Consider the following 17,566-nt stretch of genomic DNA (forward strand, 5'->3'; position numbering starts at 1 on the left):
TACTAATCGATCGAGGACTTAACCTAATAAAGTAAAATCCGGAAGGATTGCTTGAAAAGCTTCAATGTCTTGTTTATCCAGTTTTGAGCGAACAAGCTCATAAGTCCAGTGATGATGGCGAAGAGGTCACACCCGTTCCCATACCGAACACGGAAGTTAAGCTCTTCAGCGCCGATGGTAGTTGGGGGATTCCCCCTGCGAGAGTAGGACGTCGCTGGGCATACATATTATTTTTCTCTTCATCTAATTGTTTTGTTAACAATTATTCCGAAGTAGCTCAGTGGTAGAGCAACCGGCTGTTAACCGGTTGGTCGCAGGTTCGAATCCTGCCTTCGGAGCCACTGTTGCTTCCATAGCTCAGTAGGTAGAGTGCTTCCATGGTAAGGAAGAGGTCACCGGTTCGAGCCCGGTTGGAAGCTTTCATTTTCATCATGATCAAGGCCCCTTGGTCAAGCGGTTAAGACACCGCCCTTTCACGGCGGTAACACGGGTTCGAATCCCGTAGGGGTCACCATTTTAGGACAAGCTTGCATAAATCGATAAACTTATTTAAAATTGAGAGATGCACCGCTTATCGCAATTTTTAAATGGAGGATTAGCTCAGCTGGGAGAGCACCTGCCTTACAAGCAGGGGGTCGGCGGTTCGATCCCGTCATCCTCCACCATCTAATTTAAGTGAACACCTTTTATAACATGGAGGGGTAGCGAAGTGGCTAAACGCGGCGGACTGTAAATCCGCTCCTTCGGGTTCGGCAGTTCGAATCTGCCCCCCTCCACCAGTTTTATTGGGGTATAGCCAAGCGGTAAGGCAATGGACTTTGACTCCATCATGCGTTGGTTCGAATCCAGCTACCCCAGCCATTTTCATTTTCATAATGAGCCATTAGCTCAGTCGGTAGAGCATCTGACTTTTAATCAGAGGGTCGAAGGTTCGAGTCCTTCATGGCTCACTTTTCTTTTTGGGGCTTTAGCTCAGCTGGGAGAGCGCCTGCCTTGCACGCAGGAGGTCAGCGGTTCGATCCCGCTAAGCTCCATACAGTAAAACTCCTTTCCACTAGTGGAAAGGAGTTTTTTTCTATCCTCCGAAGTAATGGCTTAACAAAACATCCATGAATTCCTCTTCAATATCTCCCTTCGTTTTGACTAAAACAAATGTCGATACCGTAGGCAATTCAAACAAATCGAAATAAGGCTGCATTAGTTTGCCTTCAATCAGCTCCCTTCTGACAATGGAATGAGGAAGAAAGGAAACTCCTAATCCTTCCTGTACAAAGCGCTTGGCAATATGGGCTTGGGTCACTTTCATCGTGCGAATGCCTTTTACGTTTTTGTTTAAGGATAGCAACAAGTTATCCCAAAACACGGGATGGTGATGAGTAAACAAATAATGAGTTCGTAAAACTTCCGATACATCGATTGCTGGACCTGATTCCTCATCGTATGGATCTGTTGGTGTTACGAATAGAACGGGATCCTCATAAATACGAACTGACTCTACATTCTTCGAACCTGCATCGAGTGCTGAAAGACCAATATTGACTTCTCCTGAAAGTACCAATTCTTCAATTGTTGCCGAATCTTCTACTCGAATTCCAATTTCAATATCGGGATGTTTCTTTAAAAATGAACGTAATACATAAGGAAGTATGGTTTCTGCCATCAGAGGAGAGATTGCAATGCTCCAATGTCTTCTATAGCCTTGCGTAAAAGCATGGACCTTCGTGAAGGAATCGTCAATATCTTCTAAAATCTGCTTAGCTTTGGGGTAAAAGAATCTTCCTGTGTCAGACAAAGACACCCGATTGTTTATTCTGTCGAAAAGTGAGGAACCGAGTTGTTCCTCTAATAAGCGAATTTGCACAGTGACATTAGGTTGGGACATCAGCAATCTTTCAGCTGTTTTTCTAAAGTTCAAAGTTTCTGCTGCTGTACAAAAAGTTTTTAGCCATTGAGTATCCATATAACCTCCGATTAATATTATTAATTGATTTAATTATATATCTTTAATTTTTATTATCAATAAAGCGCTTTATACTGAAGAAAAGGAGGCGTACGGATATGATACAAAAAGGCTTGAAGGATGTTGTAGCTGTTGAAACGAAGATTGCTTCTGTGGACGGGGAAAAAGGTGAGTTGCGATACCGAGGAAGAAAAGTGGATGAAATAGTCGGGGAAGCAACTTTTGAGGAACTGGCCACCTTCATCTGGAACGGAAAAAAGGAAAGTGTCGATTTCAAGTCAGTTCGAAAACTGCCAGAACATGTTGAGCGGGTAATTGATACTCTGCCTGGAGAGATATCCATCATGGATGCTACGCGGACTGCGGTCTCTGCATTTGCACATCTAAGCTTCAAGGAACTGCCACTGTATGAGCAAGCAGTCAACCTAACTGCCACTTTGCCAGTGATCATCGCAAGACATTATCGGAAGCAACAAGGGTTACCGATAATTCAGCCAGATTCTACTTTAAATCACACCGCGAATTACTTATGGATGTTGAATGGAGAAAAGCCATCCGATGCACAAGTTGAAGCATTGGAAACTTATCTCAACTTAACGATGGAGCATGGCTTGAATGCATCTACCTTTGCGGCAAGGGTAACGATTTCAACTGAATCGGATTTAACTGCTGCAGTGACTTCTGCACTTGGTACGATGAAGGGACCACTTCATGGAGGGGCACCATCTGGTGTGATAGATCTTCTTGAGGAGATTCGAGAAGTAGGGGATGTTAAAGCGGTAATCGAGAAAAAGCTCTCGGAAGGTGAACGGATTATGGGCTTCGGGCATAGGGTTTACAAAACGGAAGACCCGCGTTCAATACTGCTTAGGGAGAAATGTTTAAGACTCCATGGCAAGGATGAATGGTTGGACTTGGCTACGCAGGCAGAGAAGGAAATCATTGAGCTGTTGGCCATTCATAAACCGGGAAGGAAGCTTTATACAAATGTGGAGTTCTATGCAGCTGCTATCATGCGGTCAATTGCGATGCCTCCAGAACTATTTACACCGACATTTAGTGCAGCCAGAATTGTTGGTTGGACTGCACATGCTATTGAACAATTAAGTGATAATACAATCTTCCGACCGCAGTCGATTTATGTCGGAAATATGCTTTAAAACCCCATGGGTAGTACATTTGTGCTACCCTTTATTAAATTTTCTTATCAAATGTAAATTAAGAAAAAAATGTATTTTCAAATGGACTGAATCCCATTATAATTTATACAATCTATGGATGAAAAAGAGGCCGACCAGTCGCTGGGAATGGAACGATGGTCGGCCTTTCGTTCGTTTATAGCAGCAGCAATACCCAACATCTTATTTGAGAAACGAGGTTATGAAAAGTGGCAACCATTTTGACTGACGGAACTGTTCTTCTTCGTCCACTGGTTATGGAAGACATTGAGCCGCTTTGGGATTTGTACAGTCCGGTCATTTTTGAGCACATGTTAAATAAGATTGAATCGAAGGAGCAGTTAGAAGCTTGGATTAGTTCCAGCTTAAAATCGGAAGGTTCTCTCACGTTTACCATTCAGCACGCACAGACATATGAAATCATGGGAACTACCCGAATCTATTCAATCGATATGACTCATCGAACATGTGAAATCGGCTCCACCTTTTATGGAGAAGCCTATCAGCGAACCGGTATTAACACGAAAACAAAAATGCTGCTGCTTACGTATTGTTTTGATACGCTTGGGATGATGCGTGTCCAGTTTAAGACGGACATTGAAAACGAACGATCGCAGAGAGCGATTGAACGGCTGGGTGCTACACGTGAAGGAATACTGCGTAATGAGCGAATCCGTTCTAATGGAAAGATTCGTCATGCAGTGATTTATTCCATCATAGATAGTGAATGGCCGATAGTGAAAGTTCATATTGAAATGATGATGAATAAATATACCGTTTGATGTACAGTTGAGCCAAAGTAATCCCTCTATTACAATATTAGTAGGCAAATAGGGGGTATGAAAATATGAATAAATTAGACATTGCTATTATTGGGGTTCCGATGGATTTAGGGCAAGCAAGACGCGGTGTAGATATGGGGCCAAGCGCCATCCGTTATGCGGGAGTTGTCGAGCGACTTGAAGCAATTGGCCATGAAGTCACGGATGAAGGGGATATACAAGTCCGTGTAACGAAAAGCTCCGACATGACGCAAACAAACTTAAAGAATCTGAATGAGGTTCGAATCGGCAATACAAAATTGGCCGACAAGGTACATGAAGTAGTAACGAACGGAAAATTCCCACTTGTTTTAGGTGGCGACCATAGTATTGCTATTGGTACACTTGCTGGCATTTCCGATCGGTACAAAAACTTAGGTGTTATTTGGTATGATGCACATGCCGACTTAAATACAGATGAAACTTCACCTTCGGGTAATATACACGGGATGCCACTTGCAGTGAGCCTTGGCCTTGGCCATGATGAACTCGTTAACATTCGTGGATTTGCCCCTAAGGTGAAGCCTGAAAATATAGTGATTATCGGTGCACGCTCCATTGATCCTGGAGAACGTGAATTGATAAAAGAAAGAGGCATTAAAGTCTACACGATGCATGAAATTGACCGATTGGGTATGACAGCAGTTGTAGAAGACGCCATTAGTTACTTAAAGTCCCGTGAAGTGGATGGGGTCCATCTCTCTTTAGATTTGGACGGACTTGATCCGCTTTATACACCAGGAGTCGGTACACCGGTTCCAGGGGGCATCACGTATCGTGAAAGCCATTTGGCGATGGAGATGCTTGAAGAGAGCGGACTGATTACATCTGCTGAATTTGTTGAGGTTAACCCGATCTTGGACGAACGGAATAAGACGGCTGATGTGGCTGTCGCTCTGATGGGATCCTTATTTGGTGAGAGATTACTATAGTTAAGAATGGAAGCGGGTATTTCCGCTTCTTTTTTGTGTGAAATGAATTGTAAATATTTTATAAATAATCAGGTAGAGACCTCCCACTTTTGGTAAAATAAAAAGATAGAGAAAAAATGAAACCTGTCTATGCCTAAGAACGTATATAGGGGACAGCCGCATGAAAGCGGAGGGAGAATGAAATGGATGCGTTAGTCAACAAGCGGGTCAAACAGGTGCTAAAAGGCGATTACGACGCTTTTACTGAGATTGTAGAATTGTATCAGGACAAATTGTATCAGGTTTGTTACAGGATGCTTGGCAATCGACATGAGGCGGAAGATATCGCACAGGAAGCGTTTGTCCGTGCTTATATTAATATTCATACGTTCGATCAAAAAAGAAAATTTTCTACTTGGCTATATCGGATTGCAACTAATTTGTGCATCGACCGTATAAGAAAGAAGAAACCGGATTATTATTTGGATGCAGAAGTTAGAGGGACAGAAGGGCTGACCCTTTATTCTCAAGTGGCTGCTGACGAGGAACTGCCCGAGGAAGAACTGATGAAAATGGAATTGCAGGATCGGGTCCAGTACGAAATTGGCCGTTTGCCGGATAAATACCGATCTGTAATTGTGCTCAAATATATTGAAGAGCTTCCGCTTCTTGAAATCAGCGAAATACTGGACTTGCCGCTTGGTACAGTCAAGACGCGGATACATAGAGGACGGGAGGCTCTGCGTAAACAGCTGAGCAACTTGTAGGAGGGAAGCGTGACATGAGTACGTGTCCAGAACGTATTGTAGAACAGATGCATGAATATTTGGACGGGGAAATCAGCGCTGCGCATGAAAAAGAATTAAAGGCGCATTTGGAAACATGCACCGCTTGCCAAAAGCATATGCATGAGTTGAGTAAAACGATCGCCTTTGTGAAAAGTGCATCACATGTAACGGCTCCAGAAGGCTTTAAAGACCGAGTGGTTGCACGCTTGCCGAAGGAAAAGAAATATAACGGAGTGCAACGATGGTTCCGTCAGCACCCAATAGCAACAGCAGCATCTTTGTTCCTGCTGTTAATGAGCACCAGCTTATTTTCAAATTTCAATGATGATCAACAGTTCTCTGTAACTAAGCAAGAGAACATTATTGTGCAAGGTCAGACAGTAATTGTACCTGCAGGGGAGACGGTGAAAGGTGATCTCGTTGTCCGCAATGGTGATCTTCAAATCGAGGGAGAAGTCGATGGAAATGTCACGATCATCAACGGAGCGAAGTACATGGCCTCTACAGCAAATGTAACTGGCCAGATCGAAGAGATCAACAAAGCGTTTGATTGGCTTTGGTATAAGATTAAAACCGGATTCAAGGATGCAGTATCATTTATGAACCAAGACGAAAAGAAAGAAGAATTAGAGTAAAAAGTCTTCCGTTTAATGGAAGACTTTTTATCTTTCTAAAAGCGTTGAAACCTGCACTTATGTTATACTTATCGCATATGTATTTGTGAGGAAAAGTGGGGGATGCCACATGACATTTTTAGATCAGTTTACGGACTTCACCCCGTTAAATGTACTGGTCAATATCATCGATGTACTCCTTGTATGGTTTGTTATATATAAGCTCATCGCCATTATTAAAGGAACGAAAGCAGTTCAACTCCTGAAAGGGATCTTTGTCATTATCATCGCCCGTATTGTCACGGAAGTCGTCGGCCTGGACACACTTGGTTGGCTGATGCAGATGGTTTTAGACTGGGGATTCATCGCAATCATTATCATCTTCCAGCCAGAATTACGGCGTGCCTTGGAGCAGATCGGACGAGGAAAGCTCTTTGCCCGAAGCTCCCAACAGGAATTGGAAGAGCGAAACCGTCTCATTGAAGCAATGGTCAAATCCGTCAGCTATATGGCGAAACGAAGGATTGGTGCATTGATTTCCATTGAGCGGGAGACAGGATTGACAGATTATATCGAAACCGGGATTCCGATTCAGTCGGAAATTACATCTGAATTACTGATTAACATCTTTATTCCGAATACGCCTTTGCATGACGGAGCGGTGATTATCCAAAAAAATCGGATTGCCGCGGCAGCCTGTTATTTGCCTCTATCGGAAAGTCCGTTCATCTCCAAAGAACTCGGTACACGGCATCGAGCCGCCCTGGGATTGAGTGAAGTAACGGACGCCATTACAGTTGTTGTCTCCGAAGAAACCGGAGCAGTCAGCTTGACGGCGAATGGAGATTTACACCGAAACCTGTCTGTGGAAGATTTCGAGTCGCGCCTTCGTAAAATGTGGTTCGGCCCGGAAATCGAACAAAGCCAGTCCTCCAAGTGGACATGGGGAGGGAAAAAGAATGGATAAATTGATGGATAGCCCCTGGTTTTTGCGAATTACGGCACTTCTATTAGCCATGCTTCTTTTCTTCACAGTCAAATCAAGTGATGACGACAATAAAAATGCAGCAGGAACATCGACCGAAGTTATGCGAGATATTCCAGTTGAAGTTTACTATGATGCAGAGAATTTAGTTGTAAGCGGCATTCCGGATACAGTGGATGTCACAATAGATGGACCCTTGAATTTAGTTCAAACGGAACGGGCCCTTCGTGATTTTACGATTTTTGTTGACCTTCGTGAATATACATTAGGTGAACAAACCGTCAAGATTCAGCATGAGAACATTTCTGAAAAGCTTTCAGTACGGATTGACCCAAGTGTCGTCAATGTCGTAATTGAAGAAAAAATTACTGAAACCGTTAGAGTAGAACCCGAAATTAATGAACAGCTCTTATCTGAAGATTATATTGTGACGGATGTGAAAGTAGAGCCTTCCACTGTTCAAATTACTGGTGCAAAAAGCACCATCGATGCAATTGCATTTGTAAAAGCTTCAGTTTCTGGAGAAGAGGGTATGGATGAAACGTTCACGAGGAATACGCGAGTGCGTGTCCTCGACAAAGAGTTGAACAAGCTTACCGTGTCTATTGAACCGGAAGAGGTCTCAATGACGGTCACGATTGAACAATATAGTCGAGAAGTACCGATTGAGCTCAGACAGCGTGGGACTCCAAGGGAAGGTGTGACAATCAACTCCCTTTCAGCGAATCAACGGACTGTCCGAGTCTATGGCAAGAGGTCCGTAGTGGATGAAATGGAATCGTTAGTAGTAGATGTCGATATTTCAGATGTCACTGCTTCCCAAGTACAAACCCTTAATCTCAAAGCACCGAAAGGGATTTCCAAGCTATCGCGTGATGAAATCGAAGTAAATGTAGCAGCTACTGTTGAAGAGGAAACGCCAGAAGGAGCGGAAGTGCCGGCAGAAACACCGACAGCACAGACTCCACCTACCGAAGTTCCTTCTTCTACTGAACAAACAGAGCCAGTGGAAGCACAAAAAGTGTTTGTGGAAGTTCCGATTGAGGTAAGAGGATTGTCGGACCAGTATAAAAGTACGTTCATCCAACCGGATCGAGGACTTCTGACACTAACAGTAAGGGGCAAGCCCGAACAAATCAATCAACTGAATAAATCCGACTTTAAACTGTTCGTCGATGCAAGCAGAGCAAAAGAAGGAGAAAATGAGATGACAGTTTCTGTTAATGGACCGGAAAGCGTTGATTGGTCCTTATCTTCAAATAATATTACGCTTCAAGTCGAACGGGCGTAACTTAGCACAGGATTGAAGGAGAGAGAAGTAGAATGGTTAAATATTTTGGAACAGATGGTGTCCGCGGAGTAGCCAATAGCGAATTAACACCTGAGTTAGCATTTAAACTTGGACGTTTCGGAGGCTACGTGCTGACGAAAGACCGGGGTGACCGGCCAAAAGTATTAATCGGCCGTGATACTCGGATTTCCGGCCATATGTTAGAAGGGGCGTTAGTTGCTGGACTTTTATCCATCGGCGCTGAAGTGATGAAGCTTGGTGTCATTAGTACACCGGGTGTCGCTTATTTGACACGTGTCATGAATGCCGATACAGGAGTCATGATCTCCGCATCCCATAATCCCGTCGAAGATAATGGTATTAAGTTTTTCGGTCCAGATGGTTTTAAACTGTCGGATGATCAGGAAGCGGAAATCGAAGCTTTATTGAACGCAGAAACCGACGAATTGCCGCGTCCAGTTGGCGGGGACTTGGGATCCGTAACTGATTATTACGAAGGCGGCTTGAAATATATTCAATACTTGAAACAAACTGTGGATGAAGACTTCACTAAATTACACGTAGCCTTGGATTGTGCCCACGGAGCCACTTCTACGCTGGCGACACATGTATTTGCCGACTTGGATGCTGATTTATCCACAATGGGTGCATCTCCGAACGGGTTGAATATCAACGATGGTGTTGGTTCCACTCATCCGGATGCACTAGCTAAGTTTGTACTTGAAAAAGGGGCTGACGTTGGACTTGCGTTCGACGGCGACGGTGACCGTCTGATCGCTGTAGACGAAAAAGGTAACATCGTCGATGGCGACCAAATCATGTACATTTGTGCTAAGCATATGAATGAAGAAGGCAGATTGAACGGAAATACCGTCGTGTCGACAGTAATGAGCAATATGGGCTTTTACAAAGCGTTGGAAGAAAACGGTATGAAGAGCGTTCAAACTGCAGTCGGTGACCGTTATGTTGTAGAAGAAATGAAAACAAACGGATATAACTTGGGCGGCGAACAATCAGGTCACATCGTCTTCCTGGATTACAACACAACAGGTGACGGATTACTAACAGGCTTGCAATTGGTGAACATCATGAAATTGACTGGTAAAAAATTATCCGAGTTGGCGAGTGAAATGAAAGTATTCCCTCAAGAGTTAGTGAATGTCCGCGTAACGGATAAACATGCTGTGACGGACAATGAAAAAGTAGCCGCAGTCATCGGAGAAGTTGAATCTGAAATGGCTGGCAACGGCCGTGTGTTAGTCCGCCCGTCCGGAACCGAACCATTAGTCCGCGTCATGGTTGAAGCACCAACCGAAGAAGACTGCAAACGCTACGTCGACAGAATTGCCGATGTGGTGCGTGCTGAAATGGGAATTGAATAATTAGATTGTTGTGGGACCTGGCTTTTGAGCTGGGTCTTTTTTTGTCTAAAGGATTTCGTGTATAGGTAAGTAAGGTGCAAAAGAGTTGCAGGGAACCGCAAAAGGATCGGCTAAAGGTGCAAAAGATCAACCGCAACCTGCAAAAGATGGTCACGAAAGTGCAAAAGAAGGTTCATGATTCTGAGAGGTGCAAAAGGGCAGTGTGGAACCGCAAAAGATTCGGCTAAAGGTGCAAAAGAACAACCGCAACCCGCAAAAGATGGGCACGAAAGTGCAAAAGAAGGTTCATGATTCCGAGAGGTGCAAAAAGGCAGTGCGGAACCGCAAAAGATTCGGCTAAAGGTGCAAAAGATCAACCGCAACCTGCAAAAGATGGTCACAAAAGTGCAAAAGAGTCCGCTGATTTTGAGAGTTGATTAAGAGAAATACGAATTCACAAAAATCGGATGTTCAAACCATAAAGCGAAACCCCAACATAAAATACTGAATATTCTTGTTATAGTAAAGCGATTTGATATGATAGATTACAGGAGGTGTTAAGAATAACAAACAATATTAGAAATCGGCTTTCTACAATGCGTTCTTTACTTAGAAGGCTTAGCCAGGATCAACCCAAGTATGAACAAATCATAGAAGATTATCGACTGCGTGAAGTCGGGGTACTGGGTGAAGAGCGTATGAAGAAAAAACTTGCAGAATTAAGATTACAAATACCGTACGTACTATTACAAGATGTAAATCTGGCTGACGGAGAATGGAAGACACAAATTGATTTCTTATTAATTACAGATCGTGTTTGTCTTGTATTAGAAGCAAAAAATATCAGTGGAGAACTATATTTCGATGACAAGACAGAGGAATTCTATAGATTTAATCAGGAAGGAAATAAAAAATATTTCCCCAATCCACATTATCAGGTTCTTAAAAATATAAGGTTTATGGAAAATTGGTTTTTACGGCATAATATCCCCCTTCCGGTTACCGGAGCAGCTTTTATGACTGCTAAAAATAGCAGATTAGTTACTAAACCACCTGTTTATAGAGTGTATAAACTTGAGACATTAATCGAAAAGATTTCAGCAATGCTTTCTCATTTTTCATCCCCACTTCTTTCTTACGACGACATTTCCCATCTAAAAAACACTTTCTCTTTTATTCAAGAACATTTTAAGCCACCCCCACTATGTAATTACTACAAACTTCATCATAGCGAAATCGAAACAGGAGTAATTTGTCCATCATGCGGTCAGCTTCCAATGGAATGGAAGATGATTTGGTTATGTCCTTTTTGTGGTTTCAAATCAAGAGATGCACATCATTCAGCTATTAAGGACTACTTAACAATCGTTAAACCTACTATTACAAATAAGGAGTTTAGACAATTTTGTCATGTTACGTCTGTCTATACTGCGTCGAGAATGTTACGCCTTAAATGCTTAGATGCCAAGAACTTAACAAGCGGGCGAGTATACACCCTAAAAGAATCGGAGTGACCGATTCTTTTTTTTTTGAATAAAATTAATAGTATAAGGGATGGTTTAATTTATGAAATGTGCGGGAAAATAGCGTAAGACCGTTTTTTGGCGGTTCCAGTTTGTAACGTATTTGTATTCTGCCATTCATTGACGGAATCACCCTTTTTTTGTATGATAAAAAAGCTTGTTCATAATTGAACATGTCGCGCGAAAGGAGCGCAGGGTGCGCGTAAAAGAAATCGGAAGACAATAATAGCGCCTGAGCTGAAGAAATCGGACGGAAACAATCTTCAGTTGACGAGGTGGAGGTTCATCGAAATTTCGGCGGATGCCTCCCGACCGTAAGTGCCCGGTTGTTACTCTTTCCTAAAAATCGTTCGAGCGATCGAACGGACAAAAGGGAAAGAAGGCATTCAGACAATGGAGCGGCTGCATTCAGGCAGTACGCTTATTTGGACTTGAATGGATACTGGAGGAAATGACAACATGTGTGGAATTGTAGGTTATATTGGAGATTTAGATTCAAAAGAAATCCTGTTAAAGGGATTAGAAAAATTAGAATACCGCGGTTATGACTCTGCGGGTATTGCAGTACAAAATGAAGAAGGCATCACGGTCTTTAAAGAAAAAGGACGTATTGCGGACCTACGTGATGCAGTAGATCCAGCCATTATCGGATCGACTGGGATTGGACATACTCGTTGGGCAACTCACGGAGTGCCGAACCAACAAAATGCCCACCCTCATCAAAGTGCGTCTGGTCGCTTTACGCTTGTGCATAATGGTGTAATCGAAAACTATCACCGTTTACAAAAAGAATATCTATCGGATGTTCAGATGAAATCCGATACGGATACAGAAGTCATTGTTCAGCTTGTTGAAAAATTTGCGAATGACGGACTAACAACTGCTGAAGCATTCCGTAAAACATTGAAGCTGCTTCATGGTTCCTATGCACTTGCTCTACTTGATGCGCAAGAAGAAGGAACAATCTTCGTTGCAAAAAATAAAAGCCCGCTTCTTGCAGGACTTGGACCGGACTTCAACGTAGTGGCGTCCGATGCAATGGCGATGCTTCAAGTGACAGACCAATTTGTAGAACTTCACGATCAGGAAATGGTCATCGTCACAAAGGATTCTGTTGAAATCCAAACGCTTGATGGCGAAGTGATCAACCGTGCGCCATACACAGCAGAACTTGACATGAGCGATATTGAAAAGGGAACATACCCTCACTATATGCTGAAAGAAATTGACGAACAGCCCGCTGTTCTTCGCAAAATCATCCAAGCGTACCAAGATGATAACGGAAACTTAACGATCGATCCGGCAATCTTAACTGCATTAAAAGAAGCAGATCGCTTGTACATTATTGCTGCAGGAACAAGCTACCATGCAGGGCTTGTCGGAAAAGAATACTTTGAGAAAATTGCAGGTATTCCAGTCGAAGTTCACATTTCCAGTGAATTCGGCTACAACATCCCGCTTCTTTCGAAGAAGCCGCTTTTCATCTTCATCACACAATCCGGTGAAACAGCTGACAGCCGCCAAGTATTGGTGAAAGTGAAGAAAATGGGCTATCCATCTCTTACAGTCACGAACGTACAAGGCTCGACATTGTCCCGTGAAGCGGACCACACGTTGCTCTTGCATGCCGGTCCTGAAATTGCGGTAGCTTCGACAAAAGCATATGTTGCTCAAATTGCAGTGTTGGCAATTGCAGCAACGGTATTTGCTGAATCTCAAGCTCTTCCGGTTGGCTTTGACTTAACACAAGAATTAGGAATTGTCGCAAATGCAGTCCAAGCAATGGTAGATGCGAAGGACGAAATGGAACAAATCGCACGTGACTTCCTTGAAGTAACACGCAATGCGTTCTTCATCGGCCGCCAGCTTGACTACCATGTCAGCTTGGAAGGTGCGTTGAAATTAAAAGAAATCTCCTACATCCAGGCAGAAGGTTTTGCCGGTGGGGAATTAAAACACGGTACGATCGCACTGATCGAAGAAGGAACGCCTGTCTTCGCACTTGCGACTCAAGAAGAAGTGAGCCTCAATATTCGCGGAAACGTGAAAGAGGTTGTAGCACGTGGTGCTAACCCTTGCATCATTTCCATGGCTGGACTTGATGAAGAAGGCGATACACTCGTCATCCCACACGTTCATCCATTGCTAACACCGCTTGTATCAGTTGTACCGCTACAATTGATCAGCTACTATGCATCTCTGCACCGTGGCTGTGATGTCGATAAACCACGTAACTTGGCTAAATCCGTTACAGTTGAGTAAGTAATTAAATATATTCAAAAAAACTTGTGGAAATACAACTCGGTCGTGACGTATACAACTCGGTCGTGACGTATACAACTCAGTCGTGACGTATACAACTCAGTCGTGACGTATAAAAACCTGGTTAGATTACTAACCAGGTCAGATTGTAGACAAAAGGCACTTCGAATGGAGACATTCGAAGTGCCTTTTGAGTTTTTTGGCGGTATTTTAAGAAAGTGATGCCTCTACGAGGCATTTTCTCTGGCAATTCTTGGACCTTGCCATGTCCAACTGGCCATCTTTCAAATTCATGGCAGCAAAAGTAAGCATCGCCTGCATGGACAATTTTTTAAGACCTCGTAGGGTTATCCAACGCATACCATGCTTTTCTTTTCCATCAGCGAAAACCCGCTCGATGGTTTCTTTTCGTCTTGCGTAGATTTCTTTAATGTCATCCTGATGACGAAGATGTTCTGCTTCTTCCAATGCATCTTGCCAGACATGCCTCTGGATAACCTTCTGATGATTCTGGCTCAACGTACACTGAGAAAGTAATGGACAGTTCTTACAGATTAAAGGATTGGACTTATATTCCCGATACCCTTTCTTCGTCGTGGTCACATACTCCAACAACTGCCCGTCGGGGCAGATGTAGCAATCGTAATATTCGTCATATACATACTCGTGCTTTCTCATGAACCCTTCTTTTGTACGTGGACGAGTATATGGCAATGCAGGTTTGATATCATTTTCTAACAGGTACTGTGCAATAGCAGGAGTCTTATAGCTAGCATCAGCGGCAATAGCTTCAGGCTTTCCGACTTTATCAATTACTTTCTCTACCAAGGGCTCAAGGATATGACTGTCATGGGTATTTCCAGGAGTGACAATGGCACCAAGGACAAAACCGTTCCGATCGGCTGCGGCGTGGTAAGAGTAGGCGAACTGTTTTGTGCGTTCATCTTTTACATAATAACCGCTCTCTGGGTCCGTCGTGCTCTCTTTAATTTCCTTGTATTCTTCCATTTCGAACTTCTCAGGAGAAATAGGTTTCTTCCCATGATCCTCACGGTCCTGGTTGATCTCCTCATTCAATCTTTCCTGATAGTCACGCGTTTCCTTACGTACAACTTTTTTGACAAACTTCCTCTTATTTGCGCTTGCCTTTACGTGGGTGGAGTCGATGAATACGTGCTCCGCACTAATTAATCTCTTTGAGGCTGCTTACTTCAGGATCTTATAGAAGATCTCTTCAAAAAGATCACTATCCTTGAAACGGCGATCGTAATTCTTTCCGAACGTAGAGAAGTGAGGGACCTTGTCATAAAAACCAAAGCCCAAGAACCAACGGTAAGCCATGTTCGTTTCAATCTCCTCAATGGTCTTGCGCATCGACCGTATGCCGAATAGATATTGGATAAACGTCATTTTAATTAATACAACCGGGTCAATGCTTGGGCGACCGACTTCTGAATACATGTCTTCCACAAGCGGATAAATGAATGAAAAGTCAATCGCTGCCTCAATCTTGCGAACCAGATGGTTCGCCGGTACAAGTTGGTCAAGAGCGATCATTTCAATTTGATCCCGCTGGATCGAATTATTCTTAGTCAACATTTCAATCACCTCAAGCATTGGTATATCTATAATTTTATAAAAAAATAGACTGTAGGCAACCCCGACTTTCGTCGAGTTTGTTTACAGTCTGAGACTCTTTGACAATGTATGTCAAGGAGTCTTTTTAGAACGTATTAACTTAGTAAGTTACGCCACATGTACAGAACTCCATTCCATCGAAAGGACTCGTCAACCATGAACTACTTTTACTTTTTTGTGTCTGGTTGGTTTTAAGTCTTTGACCAGCACCTATTGGGTAAGAAAAACCCTCTAATATATAGTCACCAGGTCCAAGTCTTTTGTCATGGATAAAATAATTATTATCTGAGACTAATACCGTTAAACATTTGCTACATTGGTACAAAGATGCCGACTTCCACAAAACACCATTGCCCATTTCAACAGTAGCCATACCTTTCCCAGCCATCTGATGCTTCCCACCTTCTGGGCATGGTATGTACATAAGACCAATATCCCCATCTACGTGAGATTCAGCATTAAGTTCTGTCTCGTCCAACGCATGTGTGTGTTCAGCTTCATTTTCTCCATGTTCATGCTCATGTTCATGGGCACTTACTGGAGAAATGAGAAAACTAATTAAGAAGATAGCTAAGATGATACAAAAAAATTTCTTCATGAAAAGCCCCCTTTTCAATATTTGTTTTTTTAAGGGGTAAACATATTAACTGAAATTTCTAACAAATACCCCCTCGTTTACTATGTTATACTATGTTTATAAAAATTGGCAATAGTTAATATGGATAAAAAATTACAAAAAATGAATCTTTTTGGGAAGGAAAACGTAAATAAAGGAAATTACAGAGGAGGGTTTAAGTATGAACACATTAATAAGGAGCACAGCTTTAGGTAAAAAAGCCGCTCAAATATTACTCCCGATTATGTTCATTATGTCTCTTGTGGGGTGTTCTCAGGTTGAGCAGGTTAATGGGCAAAATGAGGATATTAACATTATCACTGTTAAAGAAGTTCTCAAACATGAATTGACAGGTCCTGACTTAGAATACCTTCGTCTATTGGAGGATATTCCTTTCCTATCCTCAGATGCTTCGGAGGAAGAAGCGAAGGCTATTATAGAGCGTCAAAAGGAGGTAAATAATTATGTTCGTAGCATTTACGAGCCTTACTTTACAGAGAATGGTCTTGAGAATTTCATAACGCAAACCGCAGCTTATAAGTATCATCGTGAGACTGATGTTGATTATAGAATGAGTGTTAAAAATATTGTGGTTATTCAAAGTGAAAAGGCCCAAAATCAATACGATTTTACAGCTCTGGTTAATTTTGAAGCTAATGAAGAAAAAATTACGTATGAAGTAGTCGGAAAGGCCATCTTCTCAGAAGAAGGAAAGATCGGCAGTATTCAGTTAAGTGATACAGATCAGTTGTTTCGGGATAAATTAAACAGCCTTCCTTAACAATTCTGTTAAGTTCGATTAAATATAGTGAAAAACAGTATAATAACTAGTTAAAAGATCACCAAATGAGGTTCTACGTCAAATGTTGGGGTGAGGTGATTTTTTCTCACCCTACCCGACGTGAACTTCAATCTTCTTATACTTATGTAAAAGTAGGATTCGTGCTCTTGCACGAATGAAATTCCGAAAGCCGTAGGCATTGCGTTTCATGACCTTCGTCTTGTTATTGATCCCTTCCAAAAAACCATTGGAATAATTAAAAGAAAAGCTGTTCAAGATCTCTGTTTCCCAATTCCTGAATGTCTGGATTGCCCGAATAAACTCCTTGATATTTGCTTCCTTTACAAGAGCGTAAAAGCGGTGAAGTGCCTCTTTGATTTCTACAATTCCGCTTTCACCGTTTGTCTTCGCGCCTTTAAACCACTTGTTGTATGCCTCTTTCAATTCATATGCCTTGCGCAATTCCTCTGACATCTTCAAATATCGTTCAAGATACCAACGGTCTTGATCCGTTAGTTTTTCGCTGTCCTTGAAGAATACGTGGCGCATTCTCTTACATTTCTTGCGATCATAATCATGCCAGTCCAGTTGGACTCGCCTTCTGACTCCATCTAACGCCCAATAGATATATCGGCAGAAGTGAAAGCGGTCTGCGATAATAACTGGCTTATTCAATACCTTTCTGACTGCGGCTTTAAAGGAAGGACTCATATCCATGACAACGATTTCTACCTGGATGCCATACCTTTGAAGATAGTCCACAATCGTCTTCTTCCTTCTGTTTGGCAGGATATCCAAAGGCTCCTTTGTTTCAGCGTCGGCAATGATCAATTGATA

Annotated in this window: 15 protein-coding genes, 8 tRNA genes, 1 rRNA gene and 1 pseudogene; 21 read left to right on the forward strand and 4 right to left on the reverse strand. The window is 42.6% G+C overall.

All coding sequences use genetic code 11. The annotated features are described in order from the left end of the window. Positions 1 to 104 precede the first annotated feature (104 nt). The 9 genes from rrf (at position 105) to ACFOZY_RS07680 (ending at position 1,034) form a co-directional block, all read left to right on the forward strand. Positions 105 to 220 (forward strand): 5S ribosomal RNA (gene rrf, locus ACFOZY_RS07640). Between the two features lie 46 nt (positions 221 to 266). Continuing rightward, positions 267 to 341 (forward strand) — tRNA-Asn (locus tag ACFOZY_RS07645). A gap of 5 nt (positions 342 to 346) precedes the next feature. Then, positions 347 to 419: transfer RNA gene (locus ACFOZY_RS07650), tRNA-Thr, on the forward strand. A gap of 20 nt (positions 420 to 439) precedes the next feature. Further along, positions 440 to 514: transfer RNA gene (locus tag ACFOZY_RS07655), tRNA-Glu, on the forward strand. 75 nt (positions 515 to 589) lie between these two features. Continuing rightward, positions 590 to 665, forward strand: a tRNA-Val gene (locus tag ACFOZY_RS07660). 30 nt (positions 666 to 695) lie between these two features. Continuing rightward, a tRNA-Tyr gene (locus ACFOZY_RS07665) sits at positions 696 to 779 on the forward strand. Positions 780 to 786: 7 nt separating this feature from the next. Beyond that, positions 787 to 861, forward strand: a tRNA-Gln gene (locus ACFOZY_RS07670). A 16-nt stretch (positions 862 to 877) separates the two neighbouring features. Next, a tRNA-Lys gene (locus ACFOZY_RS07675) sits at positions 878 to 950 on the forward strand. 11 nt (positions 951 to 961) lie between these two features. After that, positions 962 to 1,034: transfer RNA gene (locus ACFOZY_RS07680), tRNA-Ala, on the forward strand. A 41-nt stretch (positions 1,035 to 1,075) separates the two neighbouring features. On the opposite strand, the gene ACFOZY_RS07685 is transcribed toward ACFOZY_RS07680, so the two are convergent. Then, positions 1,076 to 1,960, reverse strand: a complete 885-nt coding sequence (locus tag ACFOZY_RS07685; RefSeq protein WP_378153988.1) for a LysR family transcriptional regulator — start codon at positions 1,958 to 1,960, stop codon at positions 1,076 to 1,078. A 98-nt stretch (positions 1,961 to 2,058) separates the two neighbouring features. On the opposite strand from ACFOZY_RS07685, the gene ACFOZY_RS07690 reads away from it, so the two are divergent. From ACFOZY_RS07690 to glmS, 11 genes are all read left to right on the forward strand, one after another. After that, positions 2,059 to 3,120, forward strand: a complete 1,062-nt coding sequence (locus ACFOZY_RS07690) for a citrate synthase/methylcitrate synthase (protein ID WP_378153990.1) — start codon at positions 2,059 to 2,061, stop codon at positions 3,118 to 3,120. A 227-nt stretch (positions 3,121 to 3,347) separates the two neighbouring features. Beyond that, positions 3,348 to 3,920, forward strand: coding sequence for a GNAT family N-acetyltransferase (locus ACFOZY_RS07695; protein ID WP_378153993.1), 573 nt, complete (start codon positions 3,348 to 3,350; stop codon positions 3,918 to 3,920). Between the two features lie 65 nt (positions 3,921 to 3,985). Further along, the gene (gene rocF, locus ACFOZY_RS07700) at positions 3,986 to 4,891 is read left to right on the forward strand and encodes an arginase (protein ID WP_378153995.1); all 906 of its coding nucleotides are present in this window, start codon (positions 3,986 to 3,988) and stop codon (positions 4,889 to 4,891) included. 182 nt (positions 4,892 to 5,073) lie between these two features. Continuing rightward, positions 5,074 to 5,637: an RNA polymerase sigma factor SigW gene (gene sigW, locus ACFOZY_RS07705; RefSeq protein ID WP_378153997.1), complete on the forward strand. Its 564-nt coding sequence runs from the start codon at positions 5,074 to 5,076 to the stop codon at positions 5,635 to 5,637. Positions 5,638 to 5,651: 14 nt separating this feature from the next. Next, positions 5,652 to 6,293 (forward strand): zf-HC2 domain-containing protein, encoded by a 642-nt coding sequence (locus ACFOZY_RS07710; RefSeq protein WP_378153999.1) that lies wholly within the window; start codon positions 5,652 to 5,654, stop codon positions 6,291 to 6,293. Between the two features lie 109 nt (positions 6,294 to 6,402). Then, complete coding sequence (gene cdaA / locus ACFOZY_RS07715) at positions 6,403 to 7,239, forward strand: diadenylate cyclase CdaA (RefSeq protein ID WP_378154001.1); 837 nt, start codon at positions 6,403 to 6,405, stop codon at positions 7,237 to 7,239. Further along, positions 7,232 to 8,548, forward strand: coding sequence for a CdaR family protein (locus ACFOZY_RS07720; RefSeq protein ID WP_378154003.1), 1,317 nt, complete (start codon positions 7,232 to 7,234; stop codon positions 8,546 to 8,548). Before cdaA ends, ACFOZY_RS07720 begins: the two co-directional genes overlap by 8 nt. Positions 8,549 to 8,580: 32 nt before the next feature. After that, entirely contained in the window at positions 8,581 to 9,930 is a 1,350-nt protein-coding gene (gene glmM / locus ACFOZY_RS07725) for a phosphoglucosamine mutase (RefSeq protein ID WP_378154005.1), read from the forward strand. Between the two features lie 287 nt (positions 9,931 to 10,217). Then, positions 10,218 to 10,346 (forward strand): hypothetical protein, encoded by a 129-nt coding sequence (locus ACFOZY_RS07730; protein ID WP_378154007.1) that lies wholly within the window; start codon positions 10,218 to 10,220, stop codon positions 10,344 to 10,346. Between the two features lie 117 nt (positions 10,347 to 10,463). Next, entirely contained in the window at positions 10,464 to 11,423 is a 960-nt protein-coding gene (locus tag ACFOZY_RS07735) for a nuclease-related domain-containing protein (RefSeq protein ID WP_378154009.1), read from the forward strand. A 468-nt stretch (positions 11,424 to 11,891) separates the two neighbouring features. Further along, positions 11,892 to 13,694: a glutamine--fructose-6-phosphate transaminase (isomerizing) gene (glmS, locus tag ACFOZY_RS07740; RefSeq protein WP_378154511.1), complete on the forward strand. Its 1,803-nt coding sequence runs from the start codon at positions 11,892 to 11,894 to the stop codon at positions 13,692 to 13,694. Between the two features lie 227 nt (positions 13,695 to 13,921). Here glmS and ACFOZY_RS07745 read toward each other — a convergent pair. Together ACFOZY_RS07745 and ACFOZY_RS07750 are read right to left on the reverse strand one after the other, a co-directional pair. Beyond that, positions 13,922 to 15,293: pseudogene (locus ACFOZY_RS07745) on the reverse strand (IS1182 family transposase). A gap of 139 nt (positions 15,294 to 15,432) precedes the next feature. Continuing rightward, positions 15,433 to 15,930 carry a hypothetical protein gene (locus tag ACFOZY_RS07750; protein WP_378154011.1) on the reverse strand — a complete coding sequence of 166 codons (498 nt, stop codon included), beginning with the start codon at positions 15,928 to 15,930 and terminating at the stop codon, positions 15,433 to 15,435. Positions 15,931 to 16,129: 199 nt separating this feature from the next. Here ACFOZY_RS07750 and ACFOZY_RS07755 point away from each other — a divergent pair, with 199 nt between their 5' ends. After that, a complete protein-coding gene (locus ACFOZY_RS07755) occupies positions 16,130 to 16,729 on the forward strand; it encodes a hypothetical protein (RefSeq protein WP_378154013.1) in 600 nt (199 codons plus the stop codon). Between the two features lie 111 nt (positions 16,730 to 16,840). Here ACFOZY_RS07755 and ACFOZY_RS07760 read toward each other — a convergent pair. Then, positions 16,841 to 17,566 (reverse strand): ISL3 family transposase (locus ACFOZY_RS07760; RefSeq protein WP_378154015.1); only part of this gene is annotated, 726 nt, incomplete at its 5' end.

The sequence above is a fragment of the Chungangia koreensis genome, from assembly GCF_042651785.1.
Taxonomy (GTDB): domain Bacteria; phylum Bacillota; class Bacilli; order Bacillales_A; family Planococcaceae; genus Chungangia; species Chungangia koreensis.

Excerpts from the sequence above, each read along its gene's own strand:
- cdaA (WP_378154001.1), top strand. The coding sequence starts at position 6,403 with ATGACATTTTTAGATCAGTTTACGGACTTCACCCCGTTAAATGTACTG.
- ACFOZY_RS07690 (WP_378153990.1), top strand. The coding sequence starts at position 2,059 with ATGATACAAAAAGGCTTGAAGGATGTTGTAGCTGTTGAAACGAAGATT.
- ACFOZY_RS07750 (WP_378154011.1), bottom strand. The coding sequence starts at position 15,930 with ATGAAGAAATTTTTTTGTATCATCTTAGCTATCTTCTTAATTAGTTTT.
- glmS (WP_378154511.1), top strand. The coding sequence starts at position 11,892 with ATGTGTGGAATTGTAGGTTATATTGGAGATTTAGATTCAAAAGAAATC.
- ACFOZY_RS07730 (WP_378154007.1), top strand. The coding sequence starts at position 10,218 with ATGATTCCGAGAGGTGCAAAAAGGCAGTGCGGAACCGCAAAAGATTCG.
- ACFOZY_RS07685 (WP_378153988.1), bottom strand. The coding sequence starts at position 1,960 with ATGGATACTCAATGGCTAAAAACTTTTTGTACAGCAGCAGAAACTTTG.
- ACFOZY_RS07720 (WP_378154003.1), top strand. The coding sequence starts at position 7,232 with ATGGATAAATTGATGGATAGCCCCTGGTTTTTGCGAATTACGGCACTT.
- glmM (WP_378154005.1), top strand. The coding sequence starts at position 8,581 with ATGGTTAAATATTTTGGAACAGATGGTGTCCGCGGAGTAGCCAATAGC.
- sigW (WP_378153997.1), top strand. The coding sequence starts at position 5,074 with ATGGATGCGTTAGTCAACAAGCGGGTCAAACAGGTGCTAAAAGGCGAT.
- ACFOZY_RS07710 (WP_378153999.1), top strand. The coding sequence starts at position 5,652 with ATGAGTACGTGTCCAGAACGTATTGTAGAACAGATGCATGAATATTTG.
- ACFOZY_RS07755 (WP_378154013.1), top strand. The coding sequence starts at position 16,130 with ATGAACACATTAATAAGGAGCACAGCTTTAGGTAAAAAAGCCGCTCAA.
- rocF (WP_378153995.1), top strand. The coding sequence starts at position 3,986 with ATGAATAAATTAGACATTGCTATTATTGGGGTTCCGATGGATTTAGGG.